23 protein-coding genes are annotated in these 17,258 nt (G+C 45.2%); 17 read left to right on the top strand and 6 right to left on the bottom strand.

Annotation, left to right across the window (positions count from 1 at the left end; genetic code table 11):
• Window positions 1-40: 40 nt before the first annotated feature.
• The 4 genes from MHI32_RS18930 to MHI32_RS18915 all read right to left on the bottom strand — a co-directional run bounded on the left by MHI32_RS18930 (window position 41) and on the right by MHI32_RS18915 (window position 1,856).
• On the bottom strand, window positions 41-325 hold the full coding sequence (locus tag MHI32_RS18930; RefSeq protein ID WP_036689115.1) for a YxcD family protein: 285 nt from the start codon (window positions 323-325) through the stop codon (window positions 41-43).
• Window positions 326-333: 8 nt separating this feature from the next.
• A complete protein-coding gene (locus tag MHI32_RS18925; RefSeq protein ID WP_076127101.1) occupies window positions 334-774 on the bottom strand; it encodes a hypothetical protein in 441 nt (146 codons plus the stop codon).
• Between the two features lie 165 nt (window positions 775-939).
• A complete protein-coding gene (locus MHI32_RS18920; protein WP_036688619.1) occupies window positions 940-1,500 on the bottom strand; it encodes a carbonic anhydrase in 561 nt (186 codons plus the stop codon).
• Between the two features lie 14 nt (window positions 1,501-1,514).
• The gene (locus MHI32_RS18915) at window positions 1,515-1,856 is read right to left on the bottom strand and encodes an iron-sulfur cluster biosynthesis family protein (protein WP_076127099.1); all 342 of its coding nucleotides are present in this window, start codon (window positions 1,854-1,856) and stop codon (window positions 1,515-1,517) included.
• 163 nt (window positions 1,857-2,019) lie between these two features.
• Between MHI32_RS18915 and MHI32_RS18910 the strand changes: the two genes are divergently transcribed.
• From MHI32_RS18910 to trmD, 8 genes are all read left to right on the top strand, one after another.
• On the top strand, window positions 2,020-3,537 hold the full coding sequence (locus MHI32_RS18910; protein ID WP_076127097.1) for a carboxypeptidase M32: 1,518 nt from the start codon (window positions 2,020-2,022) through the stop codon (window positions 3,535-3,537).
• A 56-nt stretch (window positions 3,538-3,593) separates the two neighbouring features.
• Window positions 3,594-4,241 (top strand): hemolysin III family protein, encoded by a 648-nt coding sequence (locus MHI32_RS18905; protein ID WP_036688612.1) that lies wholly within the window; start codon window positions 3,594-3,596, stop codon window positions 4,239-4,241.
• Window positions 4,242-4,390: 149 nt separating this feature from the next.
• Window positions 4,391-4,747, top strand: coding sequence for a YlxM family DNA-binding protein (ylxM, locus tag MHI32_RS18900; protein WP_036688609.1), 357 nt, complete (start codon window positions 4,391-4,393; stop codon window positions 4,745-4,747).
• Window positions 4,748-4,768: 21 nt separating this feature from the next.
• Window positions 4,769-6,157, top strand: coding sequence for a signal recognition particle protein (gene ffh / locus MHI32_RS18895; RefSeq protein ID WP_036688607.1), 1,389 nt, complete (start codon window positions 4,769-4,771; stop codon window positions 6,155-6,157).
• 54 nt (window positions 6,158-6,211) lie between these two features.
• Complete coding sequence (rpsP, locus tag MHI32_RS18890; protein WP_036688604.1) at window positions 6,212-6,484, top strand: 30S ribosomal protein S16; 273 nt, start codon at window positions 6,212-6,214, stop codon at window positions 6,482-6,484.
• Window positions 6,485-6,506: 22 nt separating this feature from the next.
• Window positions 6,507-6,737, top strand: a complete 231-nt coding sequence (locus tag MHI32_RS18885) for a KH domain-containing protein (protein WP_036688600.1) — start codon at window positions 6,507-6,509, stop codon at window positions 6,735-6,737.
• Between the two features lie 89 nt (window positions 6,738-6,826).
• Entirely contained in the window at window positions 6,827-7,351 is a 525-nt protein-coding gene (gene rimM / locus MHI32_RS18880) for a ribosome maturation factor RimM (RefSeq protein WP_076190860.1), read from the top strand.
• On the top strand, window positions 7,351-8,142 hold the full coding sequence (trmD, locus tag MHI32_RS18875; protein ID WP_036689109.1) for a tRNA (guanosine(37)-N1)-methyltransferase TrmD: 792 nt from the start codon (window positions 7,351-7,353) through the stop codon (window positions 8,140-8,142). Before rimM ends, trmD begins: the two co-directional genes overlap by 1 nt.
• A 603-nt stretch (window positions 8,143-8,745) precedes the next feature.
• Here trmD and MHI32_RS18870 read toward each other — a convergent pair.
• Complete coding sequence (locus tag MHI32_RS18870) at window positions 8,746-8,922, bottom strand: hypothetical protein (RefSeq protein ID WP_155288145.1); 177 nt, start codon at window positions 8,920-8,922, stop codon at window positions 8,746-8,748.
• A gap of 205 nt (window positions 8,923-9,127) precedes the next feature.
• Between MHI32_RS18870 and MHI32_RS18865 the strand changes: the two genes are divergently transcribed.
• Window positions 9,128-9,358, top strand: a complete 231-nt coding sequence (locus MHI32_RS18865; protein ID WP_036688596.1) for a hypothetical protein — start codon at window positions 9,128-9,130, stop codon at window positions 9,356-9,358.
• A gap of 58 nt (window positions 9,359-9,416) precedes the next feature.
• Here the strand turns inward: MHI32_RS18865 and MHI32_RS18860 are convergent, their stop codons facing one another.
• Entirely contained in the window at window positions 9,417-10,367 is a 951-nt protein-coding gene (locus MHI32_RS18860) for a hypothetical protein (protein ID WP_340010536.1), read from the bottom strand.
• Window positions 10,368-10,779: 412 nt separating this feature from the next.
• On the opposite strand from MHI32_RS18860, the gene MHI32_RS18855 reads away from it, so the two are divergent.
• The 8 genes from MHI32_RS18855 (at window position 10,780) to MHI32_RS18820 (ending at window position 17,150) form a co-directional block, all read left to right on the top strand.
• Window positions 10,780-11,070 (top strand): hypothetical protein, encoded by a 291-nt coding sequence (locus MHI32_RS18855; RefSeq protein WP_051491579.1) that lies wholly within the window; start codon window positions 10,780-10,782, stop codon window positions 11,068-11,070.
• A gap of 147 nt (window positions 11,071-11,217) precedes the next feature.
• Complete coding sequence (rplS, locus tag MHI32_RS18850; RefSeq protein ID WP_036688590.1) at window positions 11,218-11,562, top strand: 50S ribosomal protein L19; 345 nt, start codon at window positions 11,218-11,220, stop codon at window positions 11,560-11,562.
• 298 nt (window positions 11,563-11,860) lie between these two features.
• Entirely contained in the window at window positions 11,861-12,469 is a 609-nt protein-coding gene (lepB, locus tag MHI32_RS18845; RefSeq protein WP_340010535.1) for a signal peptidase I, read from the top strand.
• A gap of 29 nt (window positions 12,470-12,498) precedes the next feature.
• The gene (gene ylqF, locus MHI32_RS18840) at window positions 12,499-13,359 is read left to right on the top strand and encodes a ribosome biogenesis GTPase YlqF (RefSeq protein WP_340010534.1); all 861 of its coding nucleotides are present in this window, start codon (window positions 12,499-12,501) and stop codon (window positions 13,357-13,359) included.
• A 189-nt stretch (window positions 13,360-13,548) separates the two neighbouring features.
• Window positions 13,549-14,160, top strand: a complete 612-nt coding sequence (locus MHI32_RS18835) for a ribonuclease HII (protein ID WP_076179938.1) — start codon at window positions 13,549-13,551, stop codon at window positions 14,158-14,160.
• 118 nt (window positions 14,161-14,278) lie between these two features.
• Window positions 14,279-16,468, top strand: a complete 2,190-nt coding sequence (locus MHI32_RS18830) for a flagellar hook-length control protein FliK (RefSeq protein ID WP_036688585.1) — start codon at window positions 14,279-14,281, stop codon at window positions 16,466-16,468.
• The gene (locus MHI32_RS18825; protein WP_038571992.1) at window positions 16,465-16,767 is read left to right on the top strand and encodes an EscU/YscU/HrcU family type III secretion system export apparatus switch protein; all 303 of its coding nucleotides are present in this window, start codon (window positions 16,465-16,467) and stop codon (window positions 16,765-16,767) included. The genes MHI32_RS18830 and MHI32_RS18825 overlap by 4 nt, the downstream gene beginning before the upstream one ends.
• A complete protein-coding gene (locus MHI32_RS18820; RefSeq protein ID WP_036688582.1) occupies window positions 16,764-17,150 on the top strand; it encodes a YraN family protein in 387 nt (128 codons plus the stop codon). Before MHI32_RS18825 ends, MHI32_RS18820 begins: the two co-directional genes overlap by 4 nt.
• Window positions 17,151-17,258: the final 108 nt, after the last annotated feature.

Genomic DNA, 17,258 nt, shown 5'->3' with positions numbered 1-17,258 from the left:
CAAAAAAGGACAACCCCTCGGGTTGTCCCTTTTACTATCATTAGTTCCCTGTATTTACAATCGCTGTGATTTCCTCATCCAGGTCCAGTCTTACATCTTCACGATAGGCGCGAACACCATATTCGCTGAGCATGTAACGCAAGATCGCTTCAATCATATTGGACTCCACTAGAAATTGACTGCGGCCCTGTACCCAAACCTCTGCAGAGTAACCGGTATCTTCTTCCCAGCTCAGTTCTACCTGAACATCCTCTGGGCGAACAGCCTTTCGTTCCGCCATGTGCAGACAGAGGGCATTGATGATCTCATCCATGCTTAGAACAATTGTAGACATTAGTAACGACCATCCTGTTCTTCTAAGCGGCGACGTTCTTTTCTACGACGGAAGAAGGACATCACGAGCATAACCAATACATAGATAGCTAGCATATTAACGGCAAAGCCTAGGAAGTCACCAAAAGCTCCCATTCCACCAAACATTCCACCGAATAATAATCCGGCCAAACCACCGATCATCATGCCTTTCATTAAGCTGCCGCCGCTGAAGAAGCCACGTTTTGTATTTGCAGCAGATCCTGCTGTGGAACTTTTAGTGCTGTCACTTTTTTTGATGTTATTTGTTGTTGTTGATTTTTTTGGGGTTGTTGAATAGCTGCGAGTGCCGGATTTGAATCCGCCGCCACCTCGACGTGCATCGGCAAAGTCTGGAGCAACCACTGCAAAAAACAGAGTGAAGGCCATTAGAATCATCATTACGCGTTTCATTGGTTTCATTTAGTACGAAAACCCTCCTGTGAGCATGAATTTTTGTGTATGGTCGGTAATACGCAGACATGCCCCACAAGGTTTCAATTTTATTTATCATAATTTATACTTTTATGCACAAAAAAAGCGTGGATCCAGGATCCACGCAAACAGCAGTTAGAGAGTCGTCATTCGTTACTTATACCCATCAGCGACAAGCTCAAGCGCTCCGGTTGCCGGATCGATGATCATGCCATGGATAGGTACATTAGGGGGAAGCAGTGGATGACGTTTAATCAGGTCCACAGTCTGAATTACCCCTTCTTCGACATTGTCAAACCCACGCAGCCATTTTGTAAGTTTGATTCCGGAATTCTCCAGTGTAGACAGCACTTCTTCAGATACTCCACGTTCTTTAATGGAATTGATCATATGGTCCGCATTGAGGGAGGCCATACCGCATTCATAGTGTCCAACCACGATTACTTCTTCAGCATCTAGTTCATAAAGAGCTACCATTACACTACGCATAACACTACCAAAAGGTTGAGAAATAACCGCACCAGCATTTTTGATGATTTTGACATCACCATTTTTGAAATTCATGGCTTTCGGCAATAATTCAACGAGTCTAGTGTCCATACAGGTGATGATCAGCATTTTTTTGTCAGGATAACGACTGGTTAAATAAGCTTCATAGTCCTTATTCTCTACAAAACTTTTATTAAAGTTAATAATTTCTGATACGTGGCTCATATTAGCTTCCTCCCTTAAATTCCTTGAATTGTACTTACGTTGCGCATATCTCTTACCATGATATTGTTGCCATAAATCTGAGAATCACTGACCAGCTTATAGGAAGAGAAACGTTCCTCTGCATCGAGTCGCATCTTGTCTTCATAAAAGATTTCCTGTTGCCGGCTTACGATAAAGGGAAGAGAATTCGTCTCTATCCTAGAATCGCCTTGCTCCACTTCTGAAACAATCAGTAACACATTAATTCCGTCACACCCGCAGCCTACCGTATCATAAAAGAGCTTGAAAAATCCTGGCTGATCTCCAAGCCTTTCCTTCAACTTCCTTTCTGCGAGAGGTGTAACTTGAATCATCATAGCCCTGTTCACGCTCCTTGATTTTTGTTCGAAGCATGTTCTGCTTCTTATGTAACTCATTAAATATTTAAAATTAGAGATGTAATCTCTGAAGTTGATTATACTCATTCAAAAAAGTATCATCAAGAGGAGTCTGTAAAACAGAGAAAGCAGGTGGAGTAGAATGGAACAACAAGTAAAGGAACGATGGGAACAATTCAGCGAGTTATTAGCAAAAATTAGTGGATATTCAGAGGCCATAGAATTAATGCACTGGGATTTGCGCACAGGTGCACCGCGTAAGGGAGTAGAAGTACGTTCCGGTACGATTGGGATGCTGAGTGGAGAATTGTTCAGACTTGAGATTTCACAGGAGATGGGTGACTTCACAGCATTTTTCAGCCGTCCAGAAGTGTTGAGCCAGCTTACAGCTAATCAACAAAAGATCGTCAACGATTGCCGCAAAGAGTATGAGCGCAGTAAGAGTATTCCTTCCAAAAGATTTGAAGAGTACGCTGTCCTGTCTGCGCATTCCCAAACAATCTGGGAAGAAGCTAAGGAGAACAATGACTTTGCTACATTTGAACCTTATTTGAGTAAAATCGTAGCTCTGAAACAAGAGTTCATCGATTATTGGGGTGTAAATGGCACACGTTACGATACGCTACTAGATATGTATGAGCCTGATCTCACGGTAGAAAAGGTGGATGAAGTGTTCAGTCGCCTCCGCAGCCGCTTGGTTCCGTTAGTGGAAGCTATCGCTGCTTCACCTAATAAACCTGATACCAGCTTCTTGCAGCAGATTTTCCCTAAAGAGCAGCAACAAAAGTTTGGTAACTTTATTCTGAAGCAAATGGGCTATGACTTCGACGCAGGCCGCTTGGATGAGAGTGTGCATCCTTTTGCTACAGGGCTGAATCCAGGTGACGTTCGTATTACGACCGCTTATTTACTTGATAACGTGACTAGCGCCGTCTTCAGCTCACTGCATGAAGGTGGACATGCGCTTTACGAACAAAATATCAGCCAAGATTTAGTGGGAACACCGCTGGCTCAAGGCGCTTCGATGGGGATTCATGAATCTCAGTCGAGACTATGGGAGAATATGATCGGCCGTAGCCGTGCGTTCTGGCAACGTTATTATGGTGATCTGCAGCAGCATTTCCCAGAGCAGCTTGCTAATGTAGATGTAGAGGATTTCTACCGAGCTATTAACAGTGTGGAAAATTCATTCATCCGAATTGAAGCAGATGAGCTTACATACAATCTGCACATTATTGTGCGTTACGAGATCGAAAAGCTTATTTTTAATGAAGGACTATCTGTCAAAGATCTGCCTCAGGTATGGAATGCTAAATATCAAGAATATTTAGGCATTACACCGCCTAATGATGCGCTTGGTGTATTGCAGGACGTGCACTGGTCCGGTGGAGACTTCGGATATTTTGCATCCTACTCTCTGGGAAATATGTATGCTGCCCAAATCTTGAATACACTCCGCAAGGAGCTGCCGAACTACGATGAATGGATTGCTGCGGGAAATCTTTTGCCGATTAAAGAATGGTTAACAGAAAAAATCTACCGTTTCGGAAAAAGCTTGACCCCTTCGCAAATTATCGAACAAGTAACAGGTGAGCCGCTCAGTCCAGATTATCTGGCTGATTATTTGGAGGAGAAATACACGGAGATTTACAAACTGTAATCCAGTGAGGTCCGCGTGGTATAATAGAAAGAAAGCTTAGACGGAAGGATATGGATATGGCAAATACTCACACCTACACCCGGAGAGAAGAAGTCGCGAATGCGATTACGCACGGGATCGGAGCTGTATTAAGCGTCGCTGCACTTGTACTGCTTGTTGTTTTTGCAAGTCTGAAAGGAACGGCATGGCATGTAGTCAGCTTCTCCATTTATGGAACGACAATGCTGCTTCTGTATCTCAATTCAACACTTGTGCATAGTCTCAAAGAGGGCAAGGCGAAGGATTTGTTCGAATTTTTCGATCACTCCTCTATTTATCTGTTTATCGCAGGCACGTATACACCCTTTTTGCTAGTAGCTATTCGGGGAACACTTGGCTGGAGTTTATTTGGTGTTATATGGGGAATCGCAGTATTTGGCGTTTTCTTCAAAGCGTTTTTTGTTAAAAAGTTCTTGTTCATGTCTACGGTGTTCTACATTGCTATGGGTTGGCTGATTGTTATCGCCTGGAATCCTCTTTCAGCAGTGGTAGCGGATGGTGGCATGATTCTGTTGATGGCTGGAGGAGTGCTTTATACTCTAGGTACAGTTTTTTATGTATGGAGAGGGTTTCCGTTCCATCACGCGATCTGGCATGTTTTTGTTCTTGCGGGCAGTGTCACACATTTCTTCGCCATATTGATTTATGTACTGCCAATCCAATAATTTCAAGCGGATTTATCGCGGGAAATATGGATTTTTAATAAAGAAAGAGATGACAAGCAAAAGTGCTTGACATCTCTCTTTCTTTTAGGTATCATAAGGGACGTTGTGAAGGTGTAAAGTGTTTTTCCTTGACGAAGGGGTTGTCCTTAATGAGTCAGGAGAATAGGCTCGAGAAAACGAATCGTATCAATTTGCTTTTTGCCTTCTATGAACGACTGCTTACAGATAAGCAGCAAACGTTTCTTAAATATTATTTTCACGATGATTTTTCCTTGGGAGAGATTGCCGCTGAATTTGAAATCAGCCGCCAAGCTGTTTATGAGCATATTAAGCGGGCTGAGCAAGTCCTTGAGAATTATGAAGAAAAACTTGGACTATTAGTGAAACATGAGAGTCGTACTAAATATTTAGAAGAGCTGCGCAGACTGCCGGAGAATGGGATGCTGCCTGAGCAATATAAACTTCGGTTCGCGGAGATCGTGGATCGCTTGCAGAGGTTAGAGTAGCATGAAGGGAGAAATCTGCATATGGCGTTTGAAGGTTTAACCGGAAGATTGCAGAATGTGTTCAGCAAGCTACGCGGTAAAGGTAAAGTATCCGAAGAAGACGTAAACGAAGCTATGCGTGAAGTGCGGTTAGCCCTTCTGGAAGCCGATGTTAACTTCAAGGTAGTTAAAGAATTCGTGGCTAAGGTGAAAGAAAAGTCCATCGGCAAGGAAGTCATGGACAGCTTTACGCCTGGCATGGTAATTATCGACATCGTCAACAAGGAACTAACCGAGCTGATGGGCGGAAGCCAAGCGAAGCTGGCCAAGTCGAACAAGCCACCGACCGTCATTATGATGGCGGGTCTACAAGGGGCTGGTAAGACAACCACTTCGGGTAAGCTGGCTAAGCTGTTACAGAAGGGCAATCATCGTCCGCTCCTGGTTGCGGGAGATATTTACCGGCCTGCTGCTATCAAGCAGCTGCAAGTGCTGGGAGAACAGATTAAGGTTCCTGTATTCTCACTTGGTGATCAGACTAGTCCGGTAGAAATTGCCAGACAAGCTGTACAACATGCGAAGGATAACGGACTTGATTATGTTATTATCGATACTGCAGGCCGCCTGCATATTGATGAAGAACTAATGGAAGAACTCAAGCAGATTCACAATGTTGTAAATCCTGATGAAGTACTTCTTGTAGTAGATGCTATGACGGGTCAAGACGCCGTGAATGTAGCCGAGAGCTTTAATAAGCAGCTTGAGCTTACAGGGGTCGTATTGACGAAACTCGACGGCGATAGCCGTGGTGGTGCTGCACTGTCAGTAAAAGCTGTTACCGGTTGCCCGATTAAATTCGCCGCTTTAGGGGAGAAGATCGACGCGCTGGAGCCGTTCCATCCGGAACGTATGGCTTCGCGGATTCTGGGTATGGGCGACATGCTGTCGCTGATTGAGAAAGCCCAGGCGAACATTGATACTGACAAGGCTAAAGAAATGGAACGTAAGATGCGTAATGCAGAGTTTACGTTCGACGATTTCCTAGAGCAAATGGATCAGGTGAAGAAGCTAGGCCCTATCGATCAAATTCTTGATATGCTTCCGGGTATGAACAAAGCCAAGGGCATTAAAGATTTAAAGGTCGACGATAAGCAAATGGGACGCGTTGAAGCCATAGTTCATTCTATGACTAAGGCGGAGAAGCAACAGCCTGAGATCATTAACCATAACCGCCGCAAGCGTATTGCAACCGGCAGCGGAACCTCAGTCGCTGAGGTCAACCGCCTCATCAAACAATTTGATGAGATGCGTAAGATGATGAAGCAATTCTCCGGCATGATGGGCGGAGGCGGCAAAGCCTCCAAGAAAAATGCCATGAAGCAGCTTAAAGGTCTTGGTGGTGGAAAAGGGCTGAAATTCCCTTTTAAATGATCTTGAATGTCTGACCAACTAATGTTGGAAACTATTATAAGGAGGTGATTTTTCGTGGCAGTACGTATTCGTCTAAAAAGAATGGGAGCGCATAAAGCGCCTTTCTATCGTGTAGTGGTTTCCGATTCCCGGTCCCCTCGTGACGGTCGTTTTATCGAGGAAATCGGTTATTATAATCCGATTGAACAACCGGCAGTAGTTAAGATCGATGAGGAAAAAGCTCTTAAATGGCTTCAAACAGGTGCGCAAGCATCTGATACCGTCCGCAACTTGCTTTCCAAAGCAGGCGTGATGAAGAAGTTTCATGAGCTTAAGCAACAGAAATAATGACTGATTGCGAGGGTCCTCTATGGAAGAATTAGTTGGAGTAATTGCTAAGGCTTTAGTGGATCATCCAGAAGATGTGACGGTACGGGCTGTGGAGAAAGAGCATTTGATTGTCTATGAGCTGTCCGTACATCCAGATGATGTAGGAAAGGTCATCGGCAAGCAAGGCAGGATCGCCAAGGCGCTCCGTACAGTAGTCACATCTGCAGCAGTCAAGAGCGATAAACGCGTAACTGTAGATATTTTATCTTAAATAATGCGTACAATGAGGGGCTAGGGATAGTATATCCCGGCTCCTTTTTGTTCAAATATATAGATGAAGCTTGTAGAGGAGAGGGTTATATGACGGAAGAATTAACCGTAGGCCGGCTTGTGAATACACATGGAATTCGCGGGGAGATTAAAGTATTATCCCATACCGATTTTCCTGAGGTTCGTTTCGCTAAAGATAAGAAGCTGTTCGTCATCCCTGCGGATGGCAGTGCAAAATTTGAAGTGACTGTAGAATCCGCTCGAGAGCATAAGGGTATGTTTATCGTTAAGCTTAAAGGATATACCAATATTAACGAAGTGGAAAAGTATAAGGGAAGTTTGCTTAAGGTGCCAAGTAATGATCTGGTTGAACTGCCAGAGAACGAATATTACTTCCACCAAATCGTTGGCTGTGAAGTTTATACGGATGATGCTGGAAGTGAACCGCTTGGCACAATTACGGAAATTTTACAGCCAGGTGCAAATGACGTGTGGGTTGTTAAGCCTGCTAAAGGTCAAGACATCCTTATCCCTGTAATTAACGATGTAGTGCTGAACGTGGACATTGAGGCCAAACGAATTACGGTTCACTTAATGGAAGGACTATTGCCATGATCAGAATTGATGTGCTAACGCTCTTTCCGGAGATGTGCGAAGGCGTATTTAGCACAAGTATTCTTGGTAAGGCACGCGAAAAAGGGATTGTATCTTTGAATGCTGTGAACTTTCGTGATTTCTCAGGAAATAAGCACAACAGTGTGGATGATACACCGTATGGCGGGGGCGGGGGTATGGTACTAAAGCCTGACCCGATCTTTGCAGCGGTAGAACATGTATTGGGGATCGAGGCTAGTCCTTTGGAGAATGGTTCTGAATCTGCAGTCCCGTCGCCTTCCTCTGTGAAGCCGCGCATCATTCTTATGTGCCCACAAGGAAAGACCTATAATCAGAAGATTGCTGAGGAACTGGCACAAGAGCAGCATCTAATCTTTATATGTGGTCATTATGAGGGCTACGATGAGCGGATACGGGAGCATCTGGTTACAGATGAACTGTCGATTGGCGATTACGTGTTAACGGGTGGAGAACTACCAGCACTGACGGTTATTGATTCAGTAGTTCGGCTACAGCCAGGGGCGCTTGGAAACGAAACCTCTGCGATCACCGATTCGTTCAGTACAGGGCTGTTGGAATATCCTCACTACACTCGACCCGCTGAATTTCGCGGCTGGAAGGTACCAGATATGTTGCTGAGTGGCCATCACGCCAACATCGAAGTATGGCGGAGAGAGCAAGCGTTACAGCGTACACTTGAACGTAGACCTGATTTGCTCGAAAGTGCAGAACTAACATTGAAAGACAAGAAAACACTGGAACGTCTGAAAAATGAAATCAAGCCGGAGTAAAATTTTAATAAAACAGGCATATTTTACGTCTTTTTAACGTATCTTACGTTAAGGAGGCGTTTTTGTTATGTTTACTTAAGTATAAGAAGGGCTATAATCTCGTATTTTTTTTGCGTAATTTCCAAAACAAATGAGCATAGGTGCGTTGAACTCTTCTATTTGGGGTAATAGATAGAGGTGGCGTAATACTATATGCAGCTTACGATGCAGCAAGCTTAACTATTGAAAGGAATGAACTGAAGTGACTACGAAGACGCGTGAAGAATTCAAGCCTAGCGTGGACACGATCCACAAAGATGCGGAGCCGCTCCGCACCGTGAATGATATTATCGATTATTATACAAATCGCAAATCGTAATTCCCATTCGCCCTTTAAAGCTTGAACATATAAGATTAATAATTAAGTATGAATAAGCAAGTCCAATAAAACCATTAGAGTATAGCGAACGAAAGTTCACTACATCTAATGGTTTTATTGTGCTCTACTAAGAGGTCAAACCCTGTGATTCTGATCAGAATGTAAACGCCCACTCTTCAAGGAGAATTAAAAACTCTTTGGAAAGGGGGCGTTTGGTTAACTATAAAAATTCGTGGAGGCGCATTCTACTCTTTGCGAAAGAGGCGATATACTCCTGTAAGTAGAGCGTAAAGCGCAAAACATACGAGAACAGTAACTGCCCATGCATAGTTGCGAACGGTATAGGTAAGCGATGATAAAATAATAAAGATGGTAATACGCAGTACGCCTTCCTTAATAAACTGTTTACGTGCTACATTCATTCGATTGGCCTCCTTGAATGGATAGGATGGTACGGATAACAAGCCGAGAATATGTCTTTCCTTATATATAACCTTTGGGAATACAAAAAATGCAGAGAACGGAAAGTAAATATCGATCCAAACAAATGACCTATGTAACTTAGCCGTTACCGACCTGTACTCCTCACCATAGAGTATATCATTACGAATGAGGAGGAGTACACTAGTGGAGGCTTATTATAATTGCTTACGTTGTAAGAATAGAAGGGTACGTATCCTGACTACTGATGGCAGACAGCATGAAGGTGTGATTACAGATGTGGACAGATATAATGTTTACTTAAGAACAGGATCCAATGGACCTGTGCAGACTTCTGCATTTTTTGGTTACCCTTATGCTGCTGACAATATTTTAACTCTCAGCTTGTTCACACTGTTGGCTATTGCATTAATCTGATATGATGATGCAAAAACAGACCGTCCGCTAATCCGGACGGTCTGTTTTTAGTGGTTGGTTACTCTACTGTAATTGCACCTATATCAGAGCTTAAGGACAACAAAGGACCTCCTCCGTTAACATCACGTTTGCCACCCTCAACCCCGGTGATCTGGCCTAGATCACTTTTAGCCACCAAGCTACATTTCACGCCATCGGCTAGAACAGCATTGAGGCTACCTACATTTGTTGTCGCTTTAAGACGGCTATCACTCTTCATTCCGGCTATATCCATGCGTATGCTTCCTGTATTAGACTCTAGAGTGGACTTACCGGTGATGTTAGCTCCTTCGATATCAATAGCTCCAACGTTGCTGACGACGCGGTAATTTCCGTCCAGATTGCGGAGACGAATTTGCCCGACATTATTGGTGATTTGATATTCATCCATACGGGTGGGGATCTCAATGGTATAGTTAATGCTAAAATCTGAATAACCGTATTTGTCTTGAGCCCAAGTCCATAAATCCTTCTTCGGATTTGATTTGGAATTTGTAGATACCTTCAGAGTATCGCCACTAACGTCTATTGAAATCTCAGCGTCATCCAAGATTTTCTGGCGGTCAGCTTTATGAGCGGAGCCGTTATGGGCTAAGATTGTCGCACTCACATTAATTTGATCACCCGTAGTTGATTTAACCTCTATTTCTCCCACTGCATTGTTCATGCTAAGCACTGAAGCAGAGCCGATCTCTTTAGATAAGGATAGTTCTTTGCTAATGCTGTTTGCTTTAACTTCGTCGACCACCTTGGTAGCTGTATCCTGAACGGCCTGCTCCACGCTTGCAGCGGCTTTACCCAGCTCTTGCTTCACAGCCTCACCAATATTTTGCTGCACATCTTCAGTAATATTCTTTCCTAGTTCATTATTAGCGGATTGCCTACCCGGTAACTCTGTGCATCCTGCCAGAAGTACGACGGACAAGACGGCTACAGCTGCCATTACGCTAGTTGTATTACTCTTTTTCATTGAATAAAATCCTCCTTATTTTTGGGTATATGTGTTCTTCCCTAAGTGCTACGTTATGTACGTACTTCTGTAAGTATAGCCTATGGGGATTTATTGTAAAAACGGCTGTAGGCGGGTTAATATACTGGACCAAAGACTAGGTATTTAAAAAGTGTTCACTACACTTCAAATTTCAATTGTGCTAAAATGAAATATAGATCTTACGCTCACATTAAAATGGGTAAGAGTACATATAAAAAGAGCGAAGATGCTCTCATATATAATCTTCAGCAGCTACTGAAAAGCGCTTTTTATAGTGAGATGTGCTAAGGCTAGTTTGCGAATACGATATAGACCGTTGCCTTACTTGCATCACAGGGCGGTCTTTTTATTTTCTTACCTCAAGTAAATCATGAAGAGCGGAGGGAGCCAGATGAAATATGTAGTTATTTTGCTTGTCTTGCTAGCGCTGGGTGTTGGGTATTATATCGTTCAGAAAAAGAAAACAAGCAGCTCAAGCGATCCTTTGCGCACGACTAGCAGTAATGTGATCTCAATGGATAGTCATCGCAAAGCCAAACAGAGTCCAGGGGAGCAACCTTGCTCTTCTTGCAAGAAGAAGAATGGGAAGTTGATCTTCTATGCTCAAGACAATGGAACCGTGGTCGGCTTGTGTAAAGACTGCCAGTCTAAGGCAAAAAAAAGAGATATGTTACCGTTATAAAATAGAAAAATAAGTTGTATTAGCCCGTCCTTTATGATATTATTAACTCTGTTGTGTGGAATACGGTGGTCCGCTGCGGATAATGAGGGAGAGCTCAGATCTCTCCGGAAGAGGCAAGAACACCTGTACGGAAGGAGGAAGTCCTTAATGAATATCCTACAAGCTATTACGCAAGAGCAACTTCGTAAAGATATCCCTAGTTTTCGTCCGGGTGACACTTTGAAGGTGCATGTAAAAGTTATCGAGGGAACTCGTGAGCGTATCCAGTTGTTCGAAGGCGTTGTAATCAAACGTCGTGGCGGTGGAATCAGTGAGACTTTTACGGTTCGTAAAATTTCTTACGGTGTTGGTGTGGAAAGAACATTCCCAATCAACTCGCCTAAACTCGAAAAAATCGAAGTGGCTCGTCGTGGTAAAGTGCGTCGTGCTAAGCTTTATTACCTTCGTGAACTACGTGGTAAAGCAGCGAGAATTAAAGAAATTCGTCGCTAGAATAGTGACAGAGGAGAGGGGCTTGAGTTCAAGCCCCTTTCGCTTTATTTTTTTTTGAAAATATAAGAAAAGCATAAGTTTTACGTTATACATTATTCTTATATTTCTCGCATAAACGCATACCGTCCTTAAAAGGACGCTGAGGGCGTTTTAGCTTGGTATACAATGCGTGTGACATATACGCTTGGGGATAAGCTTCTCCGAAAAGGCCTCCTGAAGGAGTATCTGTGGAGGGGTTTTTGGCAGGAGTTTTTTTGTGTTGTATAGTAAGAGTAGTATTAAGAGAGGACGGTGAACTATGCAGCAGGAACAAAGCGAATCTTTGGAATCAAGCGAGCAGAACCCACGTAAACAGAAAAATGAAGTGCTGGAATGGGTCAAGGCCATTGCGATTGCTTTAGTTCTGGTTATACTGATTCGCTGGCTTTTATTCAAGCCTTTTATTGTAGATGGACCTTCCATGCAGCCTAATTTCCATACGGGAGAACGTGTTATCGTTAATGAAATTTTATACGATATAAGATCTCCGCAGCGGGGTGAGGTTATTGTATTCCACGTGCCATCTGAAGGCAGAGATTTTATTAAACGTGTAATTGGTGTGGCTGGAGATACTGTGAAAGTAGAAGGAGATGTAGTTACAGTTAACGGTGAGGTTGTTAACGAGACTTACATCCAAGGCGCTATTGATGCTGCGCATAGTAACAACGCTCTGTATAATAATAAAGATTTCCCAAATGAAAAATTCACGGATGGTACTGTACCAGAAGGACATATTTTCGTTATGGGGGATAATCGCTCGGATAGTACAGACAGCCGGATGATTGGCTATGTGCCGCTGGGTGATATTGTGGGTCGTGCAGATTTAATCTTCTGGCCGATAAAAGATATTACACTGATTAACCATTAAGTTGACAGAAGTCAAAGGAGGTGACGGCAATGGCCATTCATTGGTTTCCTGGTCATATGACGAAGGCTAGGCGGCAAATCGAGGATAAGCTGAAGCTGATTGATGTTGTTATAGAGTTGCTCGATTCCCGTCTGCCGCTTTCCAGCCGCAATCCGATGATTGACGATATTTTGCGGGACAAGCCGAGATTAATTATTTTGAACAAAGCGGATCTGGCGGATCCGGATATTACTCGGAAGTGGCTGGCGTACTTTAAGGAACAAGGGCATGTTGCCCATCCTGTGGACGCATCTACTGGAACAGGCGTTAAGGAGATTCCGGAGCAGGTCAAGCTGCTGTTGAAGGAAAAGATTGATCGGCAGATCGCAAGGGGAATGAACCCACGAGCTATGCGCGCATTGATCGTCGGTATTCCTAACGTCGGTAAATCAACGCTGATTAATCGAATGGCTGGTAAGAGTATCGCTGCTACGGGTGATCGCCCGGGGGTTACTAAGGGCCAGCAGTGGATTAAAACAGGAGGTAATCTGGAGCTTCTGGATACTCCTGGTATCTTATGGCCGAAGTTTGAGGATCAAGACGTGGGTTACCGCTTGGCCGTGACGGGTGCGATCAAAGAAGAAATCCTGAACATTGAGGACATTGCTTTTTATGCAGTGAAGTATTTGGTCAAGGATTATGGTTCCAGATTTCAAGAACGCTTTGGTATTGAGAAGCTTCCTGAGGATCTTGAGAACCCTGATGAGATCGTTGCAGTTATGGAAGCCGTGGGCCGCAAACGCGGTTGTCTGATTAGCGGTGGACGTGTTGATCTGGAAAAAGCTTCACGTGCTTTGCTGCATGAGCTGCGGGCAGGTAAGCTTGGTCGTTTTACGCTGGAAACACCTTAAAGGCGTTTAAATGAATGGGTATGGAAGAGCCATCCGGAAATTTTCGGGGGCTCTTTTTTTTTGCCGATTTGGATCAAATTGGAGTGGTTATTTGTACATGACCATGTGGGCTTTACTATGGTAAGCTGACTTATGTAGTTTATAGAATAATTTATAATTGGCGGTGACAGATTCGTGAGTACGATAGATATGTTGAGTTATGAAAAAGAGGGCTGGGAACAGTCTTATCGCCGTATAGCCGGCGTAGATGAAGTAGGCAGAGGTTGTTTGTTTGGGGATGTTGTTGCAGCAGCGGTGATTTTGCCGGAAGGGCTTATTATTGATGGCGTCAACGACTCTAAAAAGCTTACAGCGAAAAAAAGAGATGCCTTATTCGAGATTATTATGGAGCAGGCGATAGCTATTGGTGTAGGTTATGTGGATTCCCACATGATTGATGAAATTAATATTAAACAGGCTTCTCGTCTGGCGATGAAAAAAGCGGTAGAAGGTCTTAGTCATACTCCGGACTATATGTTAATCGATGCTGAAAAAGTTGATCTTCCGTTGCCGCAGCAGGCGATCATAAAAGGGGATGCTAACAGCCAGTCTATTGCGGCAGCTTCGATTATAGCTAAAGTAACAAGAGATAGACTGTGTGAAGGGGTGTGGGAGGAATTATACCCTGATTATGGGATTGCGATACATAAAGGTTATGCGACCAAGCTTCACAGGGAACAAATTACGGCGTTAGGTCCGACACCTATGCATCGGCGCAGCTTTATTGGGAAGATTCTTGCTGAACAGCAAACCCTTTTTTAGAAATATCAGAATATAAAAGACGCCAAAGGCGTTTAAGCTTGGATAAATTCACCGCTCAAAAAAGTCGGATTAATACCGATATAGTAAGAAGAGAGTAAATGGAGGGAGGAGAAACGGTATGAATATCGGAACATTGATCCGTGGATTGCTCGGGGATAATAAACCGGGAGCAGCCAAGTCTTTGGAATTGAAGGAAGGGCAGGTTGTACGTGGTGTTGTATTGTCTGTATCGGATTCGGGAAAAGAAGCCGTTGTGCAGATTCAAGGTACACCTGTTCGTGCGGAGTTGGAAACACCACTACTGCCAGGAGAGACCCTGAACTTACAGGTTGGAGCACCCGGAGAAGGCGGATTGCCCGTATTGAAGCCGGTCTCCCTCGGCGAAACGGTATTAGCCACCCCGCAAAACATGGGCGAGGCATTGGAATCGCTTGGGCTTACTGACTCCAAAGCGGGTCGGGAAATTGTGTTGGCGATGCAGTCGGGTGGTATTCCGCTTACCAAAGAGACAGCGGCGATTCTGGATGCTGTAATGAGTGCGAAACCTGCGGGCGTGCCGACCTCAGAATGGCTTGATGCAGCTGTCATTTCTGTAAAGCGGGGCTTGCCGGTTACCCCTGAAAGTGTGAAAGGATTGCAGCAGGCGGTTTTTGGTCCGCAGCTTCATCAGCTTTTGTCAGCGCTCGAAGAACAGATTACGATTTGGGCAGGTCAAGTCGCCGGTGAAGAAACAACAACAGCCGAAGCTAAACCTGGAATGGGTACCCCGACCGGAAAGCTGAATGCTCCTGTAACGACAGGTACGGGCGCTGTGATTAACGGGGAAGTGGTATCAGCAGGTGATGCTGATGCGGAAATGGACCAGGTATCGATTAAAGGAACTGGACAACCTGTAAGTAAACCTGCTGAAGGTAGTGCTGGTGTTACTACTACAAGCGGAAGTGCTGCTGCAACAGGAGGGGCAACGGGAGCCGGAGTTATTTCTGATGAACCAATAATTCCTTTGAATTTAGTGAAATCAGAAATATCAGGAAGTGCAGCTGCAAGTACAGCTGAAACTCCTGAGAATGAAACCGGTATTGTAACTGCCAAGCCAGTGGTCCCCGAAGAGGCTGGTGAGGTAGTTCAGCTCTCGAAGAGTGGAAATACTGGTGAACCTTTGACTGGGAAAATAACTTCTACGCTTGCTTCAGGAACTCAGAGTAGTGCTGCTAACACGCAAGGGGACGGAATTGTAAGCAATCAAAATAGTTCTAATCAGAGCGAAACTCATGGCAATGAAATGAGTCTAAATAAAGATAGAGCGCAGGGTAGTATCAGTGGCGCGAATACAAGCGCCACTGGATCAGCTGGTGCAGATAGCCAAGCTGCTGCGGGAAGCCAAGCTGGTGCAGCAAGCCAAGCTGCTGCGCCTAGCGGGGCTGCCCTGCTCGCGAAGCTGCAGGGCGTGCTCACCGAGTTGCGCGGCAGCATGCCGCAGCTCGCGAACGTCCCGCCCGCTGAGGCGGCGGGACAAGAACCTGCCCCCGCGCCGGCAGCGCCGCGCGGGGAGACCACGGCTGCTGCGGCTTCGCCGGTGCAGCCAGACACCGCCCCACCCGCGGATGCGGAGTCGTGGGTGGGGCGGGTGTTGAAGCTGCTCGGTGCGGAGCACGAGCAGCAGGCCGTGCGCGGCGGCGCTTTGCCGGCCGCGGAGACGGCGCGAGCGGCAGCGGGGACAGCTGCAGCCGCGCTAGGCAGTGTCGGCGGGGAGCAAGCTGCGGACACGTTGAAGGGCGTGCTGCTGCAGCTTATGAGCAGCAGCGAGGTGCCGCCCGCGGTAAAAGATGCCGCGAGCGGGCTAGTGCAGCAGCTGACAGGCCAACAGCTGCTGCTGAATACAGATCGGACTGCTCCCTTCGCGCAGGTTACATTGTTCTTGCCGCTGCAAGGTCCAGATGGGCAGGAAACTGCATCGGTTCATATCCAGTCCAGGCGGGGCCGCAAAGGGGAGTTGGATGCAGCTAACTGTCGATTGTGGTTCGATTTGGACATGAAGCAGCTAGGGCAGACATTGGTAGATGTGCAGGTTGTAGATCGAATCGTTAGTCTTAAGCTTCATAATGATCATCCGTGGGTGCTTGAGCTGCTGGAGACGCGGCGTGAAGATATAAAAACTGCGGTAGAATCCATCGGTTATCAATTATCAGGTTTAAGAACCGAACCCTTGCCAGAATTGAATTTGCCTAAAGAGCTTGCTGGCTCCAATACTAATAAGTTTGTTGATTATGTTCCTGAGGCTTACAAAGGAGTGGATTACCGTATATGAATGAGCCTGTACAGCCAATTTCACAAGGGCTCAAAAAAGCGGTCGCTCTCAAATATAGTCCCGGACAAAACGAGGCTCCTGTCGTAGTAGCCAAGGGACAAGGCGCGATAGCAGACCTTATTCTGCAAAAGGCTAAGGAGAGCGGGGTTGCTGTTCAGGAAGATGCAGCCCTCGTGGAGGTGCTTTCAAAGCTTGATCTGGACCAACAGATTCCGTCTGAGCTCTATCAGCTGGTGGCGGAAATCCTCAGCTTTGTGTATCAGAGCGATCGTTCCGCTGGTGAACGGGGACAAGAATGAAAGAGCCATATGCAAGAAAATACTATAACCGCAAAGAGAAAGGAGCTGCTGCAGAGAACGGAGCTGTGCAGTACCTATCTTCTAGCGGGTATATGATATTGGAACGGAATTGGCGTTGTCGTACTGGAGAGCTTGATATCATTGCGGAGCGTGAAGACTGTATTGTTGTTGTCGAAGTTCGTAGCCGCAGTGGAGAGCTGCTTCAGGGAACTCCAGAAGAATCGGTGAATGCTCGCAAAATAAACCAGGTTCGGAGTACAACACAGGTTTATTTGCATATGAAGGGTTATGAGGAACGGCGGGTTTCTTTTGATGTAATTAGCGTCTTGTTAAATGACGATCTTAGCCTAGCTTCACTTAGTCATATTCGCGAGGCGTTTTAAGAGTAACTCTATTTCCTCATGCGATTCTTTATGAATTTGCTGCTGTTCTGATAAAAAAGTCTTTACATACCTTCCGCACTGTGGGTCATTTCTCAAAAGAAATGGGTA

Origin of the sequence: Paenibacillus sp. FSL H7-0690, from assembly GCF_037980415.1 — a bacterium.
Lineage (GTDB): Bacteria > Bacillota > Bacilli > Paenibacillales > Paenibacillaceae > Paenibacillus_AQ > Paenibacillus_AQ odorifer.
This window is presented reverse-complemented; position numbering and strand designations above follow the sequence as displayed.